This window comes from Bacteroides sp. BFG-637 (assembly GCF_024793605.1).
Classification (GTDB): domain Bacteria; phylum Bacteroidota; class Bacteroidia; order Bacteroidales; family Bacteroidaceae; genus Bacteroides; species Bacteroides vicugnae.
In genome coordinates this window covers 3,842,414-3,857,994 of the sequence record NZ_JANUPD010000002.1, presented here as the reverse complement: position 1 = coordinate 3,857,994, position 15,581 = coordinate 3,842,414, and the positions used below count along the sequence as shown (strand labels likewise).

The following is a 15,581-nucleotide window of genomic DNA, read 5'->3' as shown; positions in this document are numbered from 1 at the left end:
GTTAAAATGATGGGGCAAAGGTATTAGATATATACAAACTGGTAAATCCCGTATGAATGGCATTTTATATACCATATTTGCGGTATATTACAGCCACAGTGTATCACTTTTTGATTTTCTTTTCTATTCTTTTTTATTTTCCAAAGCCTGCCTGATATCCTCAAACAGATCATCCACATCCTCCAAACCAATGGAGAGGCGGATAGTCGTATCCAGCACATCCATGGCCAGCCGTTGTTCGTCAGTAAACGGTCCGAAAATAGTACTCGCAGGATGGATGGCAAGTGTCTTATTGTCAAATAAGTTGGTAGCACGGCGTATCAACTTCAGGCGGTTGATGAAAAGAAAACACACCTCTTTACTTTCAAGGTCTATCGTAATCATAGCACCAGCGGTTGAACCAAACTGTCTTTGCGCCAAGGCATAGTACGGATTATCCTCCAATCCCACATAATTCACACGTCTAATAGCAGGCAACGTGCGGAGTTTGCTTGCCAGTGTAGCGGCATTGGCAGACTGTAACCGGTATCGTGCGTCCAACGTTTCCAGTCCGATGGTATGCATATAGGCCACATGAGGAGTCATGTAAGCTCCCAAATTGAGTAACATCTCTGTACGCATACGTTGACCGAATCCCAGACAAGTACCATAATCAATCACCAAGCCACCAATGGAAGTGGCTCCTCCTGACAAGTATTTGGTACTGGAAACCACTTCAATATCTACCCCTAATCTGTGTGAATCGAATTCCGTAAAAGGAATAAGTGTAGTATCGGCAATGAGAGGAATCCCCCTTTCATGAGCTATCCGTGAGAGCACCTGTAAGTCCGCCACTTCCATTTGAGGATTGGTGATAATTTCCATATAAATACAACAAGTATTACCGTCTACGACTTTTTCTACAGTTTCAACTTCAGTCAAATCACACAACCTGGGTTCCACCCCGAAGCGCGACAACGTACCAGTAATAAATGAATAGGTATTACCGAACAAATGACGCGATGTAACTATATTCTTTCCTGCAGCTGCAATTGAAAGCAATGTATTACTAATAGCCGCCATACCGGAATTGACAGCTATCACTTCCGTTGCCCCGGTAAGTTGCTTTACTTTATTCTCAAAAAAAGTCACTGTCGGATTCATTACTCTGGAATAATCCGGAGCATCTGTCCGCCCGCAGAAAGCATCAGCCATATCATCGGCATTGTCAAACTCATAAGCCGCTGTATGGTAAACCGGCATACTAAGAGAATTATAAGCATCTCTTCTTTGGAACTGGGTATGAATCGCTTGGGTCTGTTTTTTCATTATTCTATCCTTTTATATTATAGCTATCAAATCTTGTAAAATCAGAACAAAGGTAGATATAAAAACTGAAAGGTGATAGTAAATAAAAACAGATATTTAACTGATAATAAGCATTTTGGAATAATATTCTTTAAACTGATAATTTCCACCTTTTAAAAAGAGTGTTTATTCTAAAATATACTGTTCAAATAGTATTATTTTCTATTTCAATAAGAAACACACTTTTTCATGCCTATCATGCTATATATACAAAATAGAAAATCCCTGTAAAGTGCTACTTTACAGGGATTTATCTATTAATTGAAGCGGAGAGACAGGCTCTCGAACTTATACTTTCACAGAATATCATAAAACTGCAAACGACTGATAATCAAGTGTAAATTACAATATAGAGTAAAAGTAAATGTTTCTAAATGTCTTTTGCTATCTCAATAATTGGGTGTATATTTGGGTGTAGAATTTCAAACGCACCCAATTATGAATATCAAGCGCAACATCATTTTTGCATTGGAGAGCCGGAAAAAGAACGGTGTGCCAATCGTAGAGAACGTACCCATCCGTATGCGTGTCATCTTTGCCAGCCAACGCATCGAGTTTACAACGGGCTACCGGATTGACGTAGCCAAATGGGATGCAGATAAGCAGCGGGTAAAGAACGGATGTACCAACAAGCTAAAGCAAAGTGCAGCCGAAATCAATACGGACTTGCTGAAATACTATGCCGAAATCCAGAATATTTTCAAGGAATTTGAGGTGCAGGAGGTCATGCCAACGACCCAACAGTTGAAGGAAGCTTTCAACATGAGAATGAAAGACACCAGCGAAGAACAGCCGGAAGAAGCCCCTGTCAGCTTTTGGGAGGTGTTCGATGAGTTTGTAAAAGAGTGCGGTAACCAGAATAACTGGACGGCATCCACCTATGAAAAATTTGCAGCAGTGAGGAACCACCTCAAAGAGTTCAAGGAGGATGCAACGTTCAACTATTTCAACGAGTTTGGATTGAACGAATACGTCAACTTCCTGCGTGACACCAAGGATATGAGAAACAGCACCATCGGCAAGCAAATGGGATTCCTCAAATGGTTCCTGCGCTGGAGCTTCAAGAAAGGACATCATCAGAACATTGCATACGATACGTTCAAACCGAAACTGAAAACCACCTCGAAAAAAGTAATCTTCCTGACTTGGGATGAACTGAACAAGCTGAAAGACTACCAGATACCCAAGGATAAGCAATACCTGGAACGTGTGCGTGATGTTTTCCTGTTCTGCTGCTTTACGAGTTTGCGGTATTCGGATGTTCGCAATCTGAAAAGAAGCGATGTGAAGTCCGACCACATCGAAATAACCACAGTCAAGACTGCCGACAGCCTGACGATTGAACTGAACAAATACAGCAAAGCCATACTGGACAAATACAAGGACATCCATTTCGAGAATTACATGGCTCTGCCCGTCATCAGCAACCAGAAGATGAACGATTACCTGAAAGAGCTGGGCGAACTGGCAGAAATCAACGAGCCTGTACGGGAAACCTACTACAAGGGAAATGAACGTATTGATGAAGTCACACCCAAATACGCTTTGCTCAGTACCCATGCAGGAAGAAGGACATTCATCTGCAATGCGCTGGCTCTCGGAATCCCGGCACAGGTGGTCATGAAATGGACGGGACACAGCGACTACAAAGCTATGAAACCCTACATTGACATAGCGGATGATATTAAGGCAAATGCCATGAACAAGTTTAATCAACTATAAAAGTATCAAACAGTTTCATAGATAGTTACCAATGACTATATTTGTAGAAATTATCATCACAATATGAGCAACAAGGAATCCAACATAGAGAAAACGAATTTTGATACATTCATACAAGCGGTCGGTTCGGAAATAGAACAGGCACAAGTAAGGCTGATTGTTGCAGCCAATGCACAAATGCTGTTCCATTACTGGAAGATAGGCAATTACATCCTTTATCACCAGCAGCTGCACGGATGGGGAAGCAAAATCATCAAGCAGTTGGCAAAGGCTATCCGACTGCATTACCCTGAAAAGAAAGGCTATTCGGAACGTAACCTTACCTATATGTGCCAGTTTGCAAAAGCATATCCTTTAAGAGCGTTGCAAAGTTTCATAGAAACAGATGCAAGCCTGTCTGTCCCAACCATACAGAGTGTGACCAATGAAGTATTAAAACTGAATGACAAGCAATTTACGCAGGAACTTACTGCGCAAATACAATCGATTGATTGTCAATCATTAGCAATTACGCAGGAAGTTCCTGCGCAATTTGAAGATGTGGGAAAAACCGTGTCTGCCATTTACAGGATGGGAATCAGGGAAATAGAAGAAGTTTTCTTGACCTCTCCTATAGCCAAAATAAACTGGACAAGCCAAATGACTATACTTGACAGTTCGCTACCTTTAGGTCTAAGCTACTGGTACATGGAAGCAGTCTGTGGAAATAGGATGGAGCAGCAATGTATTGAAAATGCAAATTGACAGTGATTTGTATAGCCGACAAATCAGCAACAACAAGGTAAACAATTTCACGACCACACTTCCGGCTCCACAAAGCGACCTTGCCAATTACCTACTCAAAGACCCGTACATCTTTGATTTGGCAGGAGCCAAAGAAAAAGCAGACGAAAGGGATATTGAAGAACAGCTGGTGAAACACGTTACCCGCTACCTGTTGGAAATGGGCAACGGTTTTGCCTTCGTTGCCCGGCAGAAGCACTTCCAAGTCGGAAACAGCGATTTCTTTGCCGACCTGATTCTATATTCCATTCCGTTGCACGCATATATCGTGGTAGAATTAAAGGCTACCCCATTCAAACCGGAGTATGCAGGACAACTGAACTTCTACATCAATGTGGTGGATGATAAACTGAGGGGAGAGAATGACAACAAGACTATCGGGTTGTTGCTATGCAAGGGAAAAGACGAAGTTGTGGCACAATACGCATTGACAGGCTATGACCAGCCCATCGGCATCAGCGATTACCAATTGAGCAAAGCGATTCCCGAGAAACTGAAATCAGCGTTGCCCAGCGTGGAAGAAGTGGAAGAAGAACTGGCCTCTTTCCTTGACAAAGACAATAACACTCAAAAATAGTTGCGTCCATGAAAGATGTAATTACAACGCTGATTCCCCGATACGGAGAATTGAACAGAATATATAAAGACTGGTTTGATAATAAAGGTTTCTCTTTTGAAAAGCAGAAATTCATTACCAAGTTCTATCTGGACTACAATGATGTAACGGTTCTTGAAACAGCCATTCTTGAACTGGTGTTTCATCTTCCACAGGAGCAATACACACTGATTCTGAATAGCCTGAAAAAGGAAGTATGCGAAAACATAAGTTATTACAAGAAAGGATGTATGCCGGATGAACAGACCGTTTACAATATCTGCTTCCGAGTTTCAGAAATCTATAAAGAAGCCATAGAAGAACAGCAATACAAGACGACCAAGCTCCATGCTCCGCTAAACGAAGCATACCACCGATACGATTCCATAGGTTATCGGGAACACACTGCAGAGGATGAAAAGCGTGCGGAAATGGAATATGAACGGTGCAAAGATGAATACGAGGAGAAAAAAAACAAGCTGACCGAACTCTACGATCTGCAAAAACAGACCAGAGAGAAAGCCCTGCAATATGCAAAAAGCCGTTTCAATGAAATCTATCGGCTGGGCTGCCACCTCAAAGAGACATTGGCGAAATATGTATTTGATGAAACAAACGAGCCGGAAGAGCCAGCCGAACAAGAACCAAATGCCCCCAACATACAGGAAGAAGTGCTGGGAACGAAACAGACTGAGTATTTCAATATGGAACTGCTTTCGCTCATTCATGTAACCTGCGTGGGAGAACAGTTCGAGAATATTTCCGAACATGATTTCTATACCTGCATGAACCTGCTACCAAGCGACACCAAACCCCAAATCAGACCGAGAGAAAAAATACGTACCTGCTATCTGATATTCCTGATGAGCGAAAAACTGCCCAAACAGGACAGGGAGAATTGGAAGAGGAATATCCTGAAAATATTGGATATTGAGGAAAGCTACTACAAGTCAAAGTACAAAGAGCCTGTTTCCGATTTCCCCAGTGACAGCAACCGGAAATTTGCCAAAGAAATGGATGGTATATTCCGATAATCTGTGATATGCCCTGACATTTTACGAAACAACCACTTTTACCACTCAAATTAAATTTTTGAGTGGTATTTTTATTATCTGATATTCAGATAAATAACAAGATATTCCATTTATATCAACCACATCCTTACCACTTACAACCCTACCTAATTTTGCATCGTTCGAGAACAGAGATAACAGCCAGTGCGCAGGGCTGATTGTTAAACGACTAAATAGATTGAACGATGAAAAATCTTCAAGAATTATTATCAAAACCCGTCTGGCAGATGACAGGTGAAGAGTTCATATTCCTAAGTAAGCACGCTTCCCGTCAAACGGAAACGCAGCCACAGCCCATTACAGACACAGAAAGAAAATATGTGTACGGAATACTGGGCATAGCCAAACTGTTCGGGTGCAGCCTACCCACCGCCAACCGTATCAAGAAAAGCGGAAAGATTGACAAGGCAATCACTCAGATAGGACGTAAGATTATCGTGGATGTTGAGCTTGCCCTTGAACTGGCTGGAAAGAAAACAGGAGGACGGAAATAACGGGAGGCATGGCTATGGACTATATGAAAGAGACTAAGGAAATATCGGCTGAAGAAGCCATAATCCTTTGGCAAGCCTCACGTTTGAGCCTGTCGAAAAGTTATGAGAAAGCACCTGAAATCCTTAAAGTACATGATTCTGTCATTGGGACATTGGGTAATTTCAGCGCATCCATCGGCAAAGCCAAAAGTAAAAAAACGTTCAATGTATCGGCTATCGTAGCCGCTGCATTGAAGAACGGCACAGTGCTGCGGTATGTGGCTGAACTGCCTGAAGATAAGCGGAAAGTGCTTTATGTTGATACAGAGCAAAGCCCTTACCATTGTCTGAAAGTCATGACGCGCATTTTGCGAATGGCTGGTTTGCCAGATGATAGGGACAATGAGAATCTTGAATTTCTTGCCTTAAGAAAATACACGCCTGAGCAGCGTATCAGGATTGTGGAACAGGCTATTTACAATACACCCGAAATCGGTCTTGTAATTATAGACGGCATACGGGATATGGTGTATGACATCAACAGCCCCAGTGAATCAACACGCATCATATCCAAGCTGATGCAGTGGACGGACGACAGGCAGATACATATCCATACGATACTGCATCAGAACAAAGGGGATGAGAACGCAAGAGGGCACATTGGTACGGAGTTGAACAACAAGGCGGAAACCGTATTGCAGGTAGAAAAGGACAAGGGCAACGGTGACATCAGCCATGTTTCAGCCATTCACATCCGGGCAATGGACTTTGAGCCTTTCGCATTCCGTATCAACGACAAAGCCCTTCCCGAACTCATTGAGGGATACAAACCTGAAACAAAGAAGCCGGGAAGACCCGAAGAAGAGAAGTTCGACCCTTACAGGCATATCACCGAGCAGCAGCACCGTATCGCATTGGAAGCCGTTTTCGGGCTGAAAGAGGAATACGGCTACAAGGAACTGGAAGATGCCTTAATCAAGACCTATATGTCAGTGGGTGTAAAGTTGAACCATAAAAAGGCGGTATCGCTCATCACCATGCTCCGCAACAAACGGATGATAGTGCAGGAGACAGGCAGAAAATACACATTCATGCCTGACTTCCACTATTAGCCCATTTCCCTGCAATCACTTCACTTTATTCTCGGGGTGTATATATTAGGAATATAGTGAAGTGCTTGGGGAATGGGACTAAATCACTTCACTTTATTACCGTATCCTATATATACGAGAATTTAGTGAAGTGATTATAGACCGTACTTCCTAAAAAGGTACGGGCAAAAAGAAAAATAAACCAATTCACCAACTACTAAAACAATCATTTTATGGATATACAGACAGCCAAGCAAATCAGAATAGCGGATTATCTGCATAGTTTAGGATATTCTCCCGTCAAGCAACAAGGTGTCAATCTGTGGTATAAATCACCGTTAAGGGAAGAAGCCGAAGCCTCGTTCAAGGTAAATACCGAACGTGAACAATGGTATGACTTCGGTTTGGGTAAAGGTGGTGGTATCATAGAACTGGCTGCACACCTGTACGCTACCGACCATGTACCTTACATCTTGAAACGGATAGCAGAGCAGACACCGCACGTGCGCCCGGTATCTTTCTCTTTTGGAAAGCAAAACTCTTCCGAGCCGAGCTTCCAACAGTTGGAGATTGTTCCGCTGTCATCTACTGCCCTGCTTGCCTACTTACAAGGTAGAGGAATTAACATAAAACTGGCGAAAAGAGAATGTAGTGAAGCACGTTTCACTCACAACGGCAAGCGGTACTTTGCCATCGCCTTTCCCAATGGTTCGTGTGGATATGAAATCCGCAACCGCTATTTCAAGGGCTGCATCGCCCCAAAGGAAATCTCCCACATCAGGCAGTCGGGAAAAGCGAGGAATACCTGTTATGTGTTCGAGGGATTTATGGACTACCTCTCCTTTTTGACATTGAGACAAGAGAGCTGCCCAAATTATCCGGAATTGGACGGGCAGGACTACATTGTATTGAACTCCGTATCGAATGTAAACAAGGCTCTCTATCCGTTGGGCAATTACGAACGCATCCACTGCTTTTTCGACAACGACCATGCAGGACTGGAAGCACTCCGGCAAATCCGCATGGAATACGGCAGAGAGCGGTACATCCGGGACGCTTCGCAGATTTACAGAGGATGCAAGGACTTGAACGAATACTTACAGAAACAGATTGAAAGAAAAAGGCAGCTCCAGTCCGCCAAAGGGGTGCGCAGCCAATCACCGGAAAAGAAGAACGGCTTCCAGTTATAGCCCACTATAACTACACGCTTCGCTTTCGTAGTTGTGGGCTCTCCCGAGGGGATTAGGGCTTTGCCCTAATGACCCACTCAGGGCGTTTCACCCCTGAGAACCCCGAGCAAAGAGTGACCCTCTCTTTGCAATCTCCGCTTATGGGTTACCCCTAAGAACCCCTCTGCGAAAGCGAGCAAAGTAAATCAATTGTAAACAAAGGAAAGAAGCTATGGCAACAAAATCAAGCATACATATCAAGCCTTGCAACATCGCATCGAGCGAGGCACACAACCGAAGGACTGCCGAGTATATGCGTAATATCGGGGAGTCCAGAATCTATGTCATTCCCGAACTTTCCACCGATAACGAACAGTGGATAAATCCCGACTTCGGCACTCCCGAACTGCGAACTCATTATGACAATATCAAGCAAATGGTCAAGGAAAAGACCGGACGTGCCATGCAGGAAAAGGAAAGGGAACGCAAGGGAAAGAATGGAAAGATTATCAAGGTGGCGGGATGCTCACCCATCCGTGAAGGAGTATTGCTTATCAGACCGGACACCACACTGGCTGATGTACGCAAATTCGGTGAAGAGTGCCAAAGACGCTGGGGCATCACTCCGCTACAGATTTTCCTGCATAAAGACGAAGGGCATTGGCTGAACGGTCAGCCGGAAGCAGAAGACAAGGAGAGCTTCCAAGTCGGTAACAGATGGTTCAAACCAAATTATCATGCTCATGTCGTATTCGACTGGATGAACCATGAAACTGGAAAGAGCCGAAAGCTCAATGACGAGGATATGGCAACCATGCAGACCCTTGCTTCCGATATTCTCCTGATGGAACGTGGACAGGCAAAAGCTGTCACAGGTAAAGAGCATCTGGAACGAAATGATTTCATCATTGAGAAGCAGAAAGCCGAACTGCAACGTATAGAGGAAACCAAGCGACACAAGGAACAACAAGTAAGCCTTGCCGAACAGGAACTCAAACAGGTAAAAGCAGAGATACGCACGGACAAACTAAAGAAAACAGCCACCAATGCTGCTACCGCCATAGCAAGCGGTGTAGGTTCTCTTTTCGGAAGCGGTAAGCTGAAAGAACTGGAACATCACATCGAGCAGCTACATCAGGAAATTACCAAACGGGACAAAGCTACTGATGAATTAAAAATTCAGATACAACAAATACAGGAACAGCATAGCAGACAAATTCGTAATCTTCAAAGAATACATAATCAAGAACTTGAAGCCAAAGACAAGGAAATATCACGATTGAGCACCTTGCTTGAAAAAGCCCACAAATGGTTTCCCATGTTCAAAGAGATGTTGAGAATGGAAAAATTATGCGCTGTTATCGGGTTTACCAAAGACATGATAGAAAACCTCTTGACAAAGAAAGAATCCATACAATGTAGTGGCAAAATTTATTCCGAAGAACACAGGTGGAAATTTGACATCAAGAATGATATTTTTAGGGTTGAGAAACATCCGATGGATAGTGGTAAGCTTATGCTGACCATAAACCGACAACCCATAGTACAATGGTTTAAGGAACAATGGGAAAAGTTACAGCAGAATCTTACGTAACTCGGTGCAGAGAGAGCAAAAATCCAGAGGATTTAGAATATAGAATAGCCTATTATTAATAAAATCAAGTATCTATGCATCCAAACAGATTGTTTTTATTACAGAATCAAAATCCTAAGAATTTATAAAAAATGAAGCCTAAAGAAGTTTTGGAAAAATGGATAGATTGCTTTAACAAAGCAGATGCTTATCATATAGCAGAGCTGTATGCTACTAATGCAGTAAATCATCAAGTCGCAAACGAACCAATAATAGGTAAAGAATCAATCTACAAAATGTTTGTGAATGAATTTGCCACTGCTAAAATGGTTTGTATGGTGGAAAATATTTTTGAAGATGGCGAATGGGCTATCATGGAATGGAAAGACTCTCTTGGACTTCGTGGATGCGGATTTTTTCATGTAAAAGATAACAAAATCGTCTTTCAAAGAGGGTATTGGGATAAACTTTCATTCTTGAAGCAACACAATCTTCCAATTGAATAAGTACTATCAGAATACGGACTGGGAAATTGAAATACCCAGTCCGAGTTATATAATGAATTTTACTTGTTAAACTATTTAAAGTCAGTTGGATAACAAACCATACCTTTCACATTCTCAGTAGCTCCAGGTATTAATTCAGCCACCATGCAATATTCATGAGAGACTTCGAAAGGAAATTCAATTCCTAAATCGATAGCCTTGCGATAGCCAAATCGAGGATAATACTCTTTATGCCCCAATACGACTGCTGTGCCGTAACCCAAAAGTGCTGCCCTCTGATGGGCTTACTGAATCAACATCCCCCCCCAATTCCCTTACGCTGGAATTCCGGCAAGACTGCCAATGGAGCTACACTCAGGGATGTGACAGACTGGGTGTCACTGTCTATCTTTACTTCTGTAAGTAAGATATACCAGACAATTTGTTTTTCTGTCATTTTCTTGTTCTTATCTAATTGTTAGGCTCATTGTTGTTATACATTGTTTAATTATAGATAAATCGTGAATATCCTTCTCTCTTAAATCGTAGCCCGAATGGAATACTTGTTGCCCTTTTGCAGAAATGCAAGGGATGCTTCTGCCTTCAAAGACTGCTGTTCCAAAATAGTCCGGTTGAAATTCATACCAGCCTCCATCCAAGTCGGCTTGTTTGGAAGTGCCGTCCGCATTCAAGACAAAAGGATGGATATCAATATAGCCTAATTCTTTGCTATACAGTTCCACACGGGTGGGCAACCAATTTGTTTCAATTTGATATCCTCTCTCCTGCAAAAGATCAAGGAGTTGGTCTGTATAATTGGCATCAAAATCAATGTCAATATCTCTATGCAAGCGGGTTTGCTGTCCGTACAAGACATCCACTCCCCAGCCTCCATCCAACCAAAACTGCATGTCCAGGCTTTCCAACAAGTCCAAAACTTGAAATAACTCTGTAATCGTAGTGTGTTCTTTCTTTGTCATATAATAATTCTTTAATAAATAATACTATGCGTAATTATCCAACTGCTTGATTGAAGAAATAAAATTTGCACCCACTCCAATCAGAAAGATAACCCATCCGCTGATCATAAAGACGGATGTGATACCCCATGCTTCCACCCAATATCCTGAAGCTACGATACCCAGCATTGATGGAAAGGTACTCAAACTAAAGATGAGAGAAAAAGTCCGTCCAAGCATGTCCGAAGCCAAGTTCTGCTGAATAATAGCGATGAAAAGCGCATGGTAAATGGAATAGGCTATGCCTCCTGTAAATGTTAGGCAAACAAAACCTATAAATGCGCTTGATGGTAAATAACTGGCGCTAATCAGATACAATCCCAATATCACATAAGCCGTATGCATCACTAATGTTTGCTTGCTTTTCAAAGCCTTACAGGCAAGTACTAAACCGCCCAACAATGCCCCTGAGCCCCAACCCATTTCCACAACTCCCATTTGCAAAATGTTTCCGTTGAAATGCAGAAGCGTCATAAAAGGAAATAACGTAAAAACAGGCATAAGGACAAAAGTCACCAGCGTAAAGCATACGAATAAAGGCAAAATGCCCATTGTACGCCGCAAGGTATGCCAACATTCCGTCAGTTCTTTTTTGAAATCTGGAAGAACTTTCGTTTTTTGAAGAGAAGGAATCTGGACACAAAGTAAGGTCAGACAAGCAGCAACAGCTCCGATCACATCTATGAGCAGAATATACTGTATGGGAAGCCAAACAACGAGGCTTGCCCCTACAACGGGAGCTATCACCTCACTGAAGGATTGAATGGAATGGTACAAACCTGATACCCTGACAAGATGGTGCTTGGGAACCAGTAGAGGGATGCTTGCCTGTAAAGCAGGTGCATGAAACGTACTGCCTATTGAACGACAAGCAGTCAATAGATAAAAAAAAGAAAGGTCTTTATAACCCTTGGTTATCACAATAAAAAGACATAGGGTACAGAACGCGATGAACAAGTCCGAATAAAACATCGTTTTCTTTCGATTCCATCTGTCAACATAGACCCCGGTAAACAAGCCTAATACAAATTGTGGTAAAAATCCAGCTAAAATAGCCAGAGATAAAGCTGTCGGGGATTTAAATTCGTTGCTAATCCAAAAAATAATGGAGAAGCCAACAATCGTACTTGTTAAAATAGATATGAGTTGGCCTATTCCTATCACGGCCAAAGTTGATTTCCAATGATTCATTGTGCTAATATTTCATGCGTTTATAGATAAGTACTTTCGTACATTAAGCAAAACGAAATTCTATCCACACAAAAAACTTGTATTATAATCCACTCCTGACGTTGGAATACAATAACAAATACTTTCAGGACGATGTAAAGTCCTGAAAAATCAAAGTGAATGGATAGATAAATATTAGTCTTTTCTCATCGGATTCTTTTAATATCGCTACTCTTTTATTATGTAGTGGTTGTATTATCTTAAATAAAACAAAAACACCAGACTTTACATTCTTGGGTGTAAAACTGGGTGTTTGTTTTGCAATCTGCTGATTTTCAGCGTTTGTTGCGGAGAGACAGGGATTCGAACCCCGGGTACCTCGCGGTACAACGGTTTTCAAGACCGCCGCAATCGACCACTCTGCCACCTCTCCAAAACTCCTTTATCAGAAGTGCTTTCCGTTGAAAGCGGTGCAAAGGTACGAATCATTTTTAAATCTGCAAACATTCTGATATTTTTTTCGCGAATAAATCGTATTTTTGCAGTTCATTAGTAAGAACAGAAATATGATATACCCTCAAAACTTTGAGCAAAAGATAGGATTCGACCAGATAAGACAGTTACTAAAAGATAAGTGCCTCAGTACTTTAGGCGAAGAAAGAGTTACTGACATGAACTTTTCCGAGCAACATGAAGAGGTTGAAGAGAAATTAAACCAAGTAACAGAGTTTGTCCGCATCATCCAGGAAGAGGACGGATTTCCCGATCAATTTTTCTTTGATGTCCGTCCTTCGTTAAAACGCGTGCGGATAGAAGGAATGTATTTGGACGAACAAGAACTATTTGACCTCGCCGTTCATTAGAAACCATCCGTGACATCGTACGCTTTCTGCATCGGAATGAAGATGAAGAAGAGAACAACACCCCCTACCCCAGCCTGAAACGACTGGCAGGAGATATTGCCGTGTTCCCGCAACTGATAGGAAAAATAGACGGCATCCTTAACAAATATGGGAAAATCAAGGACAATGCCTCTACCGAATTAGCCCGCATACGTCGCGAACTTGCCAGTACGATGGGAAATATTTCCCGCTCGTTAAACAGCATCCTGCGTAGCGCACAGTCCGAAGGTTACGTGGACAAAGATGTAGCTCCCACCATGCGTGACGGACGTCTGGTGATCCCGGTTGCCCCCGGACTCAAGCGAAAAATCAAAGGTATCGTACACGATGAATCCGCCAGCGGAAAAACAGTGTTTATAGAACCGGCGGAAGTGGTAGAAGCCAACAACCGCATCCGCGAACTCGAAGGCGATGAACGACGTGAGATCATTCGCATCCTTACCGAGTTCTCAAACATTCTCCGTCCATCTATCCCGGAAATTCTTCAATCATACGAATTTCTGGCAGAGATAGATTTTATTCGTGCGAAAAGTTACTTCGCCATACAGACCAATAGTCTGAAACCCGCCGTCGAGAATGAGCAACTACTGGATTGGACGATGGCCGTGCATCCTTTATTACAACTTTCACTAGCTAAACATGGAAAGAAAGTCGTACCACTGGATATAGAACTTAATCAGAAACAACGTATCCTTATCATATCCGGACCGAACGCCGGAGGTAAGTCCGTCTGTTTGAAAACAGTCGGTTTGCTGCAATATATGCTGCAATGCGGTATGCTGATTCCCTTGCACGAACGTAGTCATGCCGGCATATTCAGCAGCATCTTTATCGATATTGGTGACGAACAATCTATTGAAGATGATTTGAGTACCTACTCTTCTCACTTGACCAATATGAAAATCATGATGAAGAGCTGTAACGAACGAAGCCTCATCCTGATTGACGAGTTCGGTGGAGGTACGGAGCCGCAAATCGGAGGTGCTATTGCCGAAGCTGTACTGAAACGTTTCAACCAGAAAGGAACATTCGGAGTCATCACTACCCACTACCAGAATCTGAAACATTTTGCCGAAGATCATGAAGGAGTAGTAAACGGAGCCATGCTTTACGACCGTCATCTCATGCAAGCACTTTTCCAATTACAAATCGGAAATCCGGGAAGTTCGTTTGCCGTAGAGATTGCACGAAAAATCGGACTACCGGAAGATGTCATCGCAGATGCTTCGGAAATCGTAGGAAGCGAATATATCAATGCAGACAAATACCTTCAGGACATTGTGCGCGACAAGCGTTACTGGGAAGAAAAACGTCAAACCATCCGTCAACGGGAAAAGCACATGGAAGAAACCATTGCCCGTTACCAGACAGAGATGGAAGAATTGCAAAAATCCCGGAAAGAGATTATCCGGCAAGCAAAAGAAGAAGCGGAACGCATGCTTCAGGAATCCAATGCACGCATTGAAAATACGATTCGTACGATAAAGGAAGCGCAAGCCGAAAAGGAGAAAACGCGTCAGGCACGTCAGGAACTGACAGATTTCCGTACTTCTCTGGATGCACTGGCATCTAAAGAGCATGAAGAGAAGATCGCGCAAAAAATGAAGAAACTAAAGGAGAAACAAGAGCGGAAGAAAAACAAGAAGAGCGAACCGAAAGCTGTAGTCTCTTCTCCATCAAGTGCCCCTAAAATAGTGCCGATTGCGGTAGGAGAAAATGTAAAAATCAAAGGACAGACAAGCGTCGGCCAAGTGATGGAAATCAGTGGTAAAAATGCGACTGTTGCCTTTGGAAGCATAAAAACGACCGTAAAAACAGACCGTTTGGAACGTGTCAATCATATGCCCAAGACGGAAGGGATTGCTAAAAGCACCTTTGTCAGCAGCCAGACACACGATCAGATGTATGAAAAAAAGCTTAGCTTCAAACAGGATATTGATGTACGCGGAATGCGTGGAGACGAAGCCTTACAGGCAGTCACCTATTTTATTGATGACGCCATATTAGTCGGCATGGATCGTGTACGTATCCTTCACGGCACAGGAACGGGAATACTTCGTACACTTATCCGCCAATATCTGGCCACCGTACCGGGAGTTAGCCACTATGCCGACGAACATGTGCAGTTTGGTGGTGCCGGAATCACAGTAGTCGATTTTGACTAACACGTAAACAAAAC

12 protein-coding genes, 1 tRNA gene and 2 pseudogenes are annotated in these 15,581 nt (G+C 42.7%); 10 read left to right on the top strand and 5 right to left on the bottom strand.

Annotated features, from left to right (window positions below; translation table 11 throughout):
• Window positions 1-123: 123 nt before the first annotated feature.
• The gene (locus NXX38_RS14875) at window positions 124-1,308 is read right to left on the bottom strand and encodes a PLP-dependent transferase (RefSeq protein WP_195649857.1); all 1,185 of its coding nucleotides are present in this window, start codon (window positions 1,306-1,308) and stop codon (window positions 124-126) included.
• A gap of 477 nt (window positions 1,309-1,785) precedes the next feature.
• Between NXX38_RS14875 and NXX38_RS14870 the strand changes: the two genes are divergently transcribed.
• The 8 genes and pseudogenes from NXX38_RS14870 to NXX38_RS14835 all read left to right on the top strand — a co-directional run bounded on the left by NXX38_RS14870 (window position 1,786) and on the right by NXX38_RS14835 (window position 10,332).
• Window positions 1,786-3,069, top strand: a complete 1,284-nt coding sequence (locus tag NXX38_RS14870; RefSeq protein ID WP_004308773.1) for a site-specific integrase — start codon at window positions 1,786-1,788, stop codon at window positions 3,067-3,069.
• 63 nt (window positions 3,070-3,132) lie between these two features.
• A pseudogene (locus tag NXX38_RS14865) lies at window positions 3,133-4,429 on the top strand (YhcG family protein).
• An 8-nt stretch (window positions 4,430-4,437) separates the two neighbouring features.
• A complete protein-coding gene (locus NXX38_RS14860; protein ID WP_004308775.1) occupies window positions 4,438-5,481 on the top strand; it encodes a hypothetical protein in 1,044 nt (347 codons plus the stop codon).
• Window positions 5,482-5,705: 224 nt separating this feature from the next.
• Complete coding sequence (locus NXX38_RS14855; protein ID WP_004308776.1) at window positions 5,706-6,014, top strand: DUF3853 family protein; 309 nt, start codon at window positions 5,706-5,708, stop codon at window positions 6,012-6,014.
• A gap of 14 nt (window positions 6,015-6,028) precedes the next feature.
• Window positions 6,029-7,105: an AAA family ATPase gene (locus NXX38_RS14850; RefSeq protein ID WP_008766855.1), complete on the top strand. Its 1,077-nt coding sequence runs from the start codon at window positions 6,029-6,031 to the stop codon at window positions 7,103-7,105.
• Between the two features lie 212 nt (window positions 7,106-7,317).
• Window positions 7,318-8,274 carry a toprim domain-containing protein gene (locus tag NXX38_RS14845; RefSeq protein ID WP_004308778.1) on the top strand — a complete coding sequence of 319 codons (957 nt, stop codon included), beginning with the start codon at window positions 7,318-7,320 and terminating at the stop codon, window positions 8,272-8,274.
• Between the two features lie 211 nt (window positions 8,275-8,485).
• Window positions 8,486-9,890 (top strand): annotated as a pseudogene (locus tag NXX38_RS14840) (mobilization protein).
• Between the two features lie 88 nt (window positions 9,891-9,978).
• Window positions 9,979-10,332: a nuclear transport factor 2 family protein gene (locus tag NXX38_RS14835; protein WP_004308780.1), complete on the top strand. Its 354-nt coding sequence runs from the start codon at window positions 9,979-9,981 to the stop codon at window positions 10,330-10,332.
• Window positions 10,333-10,624: 292 nt separating this feature from the next.
• On the opposite strand, the gene NXX38_RS14830 is transcribed toward NXX38_RS14835, so the two are convergent.
• The 4 genes from NXX38_RS14830 to NXX38_RS14815 all read right to left on the bottom strand — a co-directional run bounded on the left by NXX38_RS14830 (window position 10,625) and on the right by NXX38_RS14815 (window position 12,933).
• Window positions 10,625-10,768: a hypothetical protein gene (locus NXX38_RS14830; RefSeq protein WP_004308782.1), complete on the bottom strand. Its 144-nt coding sequence runs from the start codon at window positions 10,766-10,768 to the stop codon at window positions 10,625-10,627.
• A 10-nt stretch (window positions 10,769-10,778) separates the two neighbouring features.
• Window positions 10,779-11,291, bottom strand: a complete 513-nt coding sequence (lnu(AN2), locus tag NXX38_RS14825; protein ID WP_004308783.1) for a lincosamide nucleotidyltransferase Lnu(AN2) — start codon at window positions 11,289-11,291, stop codon at window positions 10,779-10,781.
• A gap of 24 nt (window positions 11,292-11,315) precedes the next feature.
• A complete protein-coding gene (mef(En2), locus tag NXX38_RS14820) occupies window positions 11,316-12,521 on the bottom strand; it encodes a macrolide efflux MFS transporter Mef(En2) (RefSeq protein ID WP_005924254.1) in 1,206 nt (401 codons plus the stop codon).
• Between the two features lie 327 nt (window positions 12,522-12,848).
• Window positions 12,849-12,933, bottom strand: a tRNA-Ser gene (locus tag NXX38_RS14815).
• Between the two features lie 133 nt (window positions 12,934-13,066).
• Between NXX38_RS14815 and NXX38_RS26930 the strand changes: the two genes are divergently transcribed.
• Window positions 13,067-13,363: a hypothetical protein gene (locus tag NXX38_RS26930; protein ID WP_409013809.1), complete on the top strand. Its 297-nt coding sequence runs from the start codon at window positions 13,067-13,069 to the stop codon at window positions 13,361-13,363.
• A gap of 5 nt (window positions 13,364-13,368) precedes the next feature.
• Window positions 13,369-15,567 (top strand): endonuclease MutS2, encoded by a 2,199-nt coding sequence (locus tag NXX38_RS14810; RefSeq protein WP_409013816.1) that lies wholly within the window; start codon window positions 13,369-13,371, stop codon window positions 15,565-15,567.
• Window positions 15,568-15,581 lie beyond the last annotated feature (14 nt).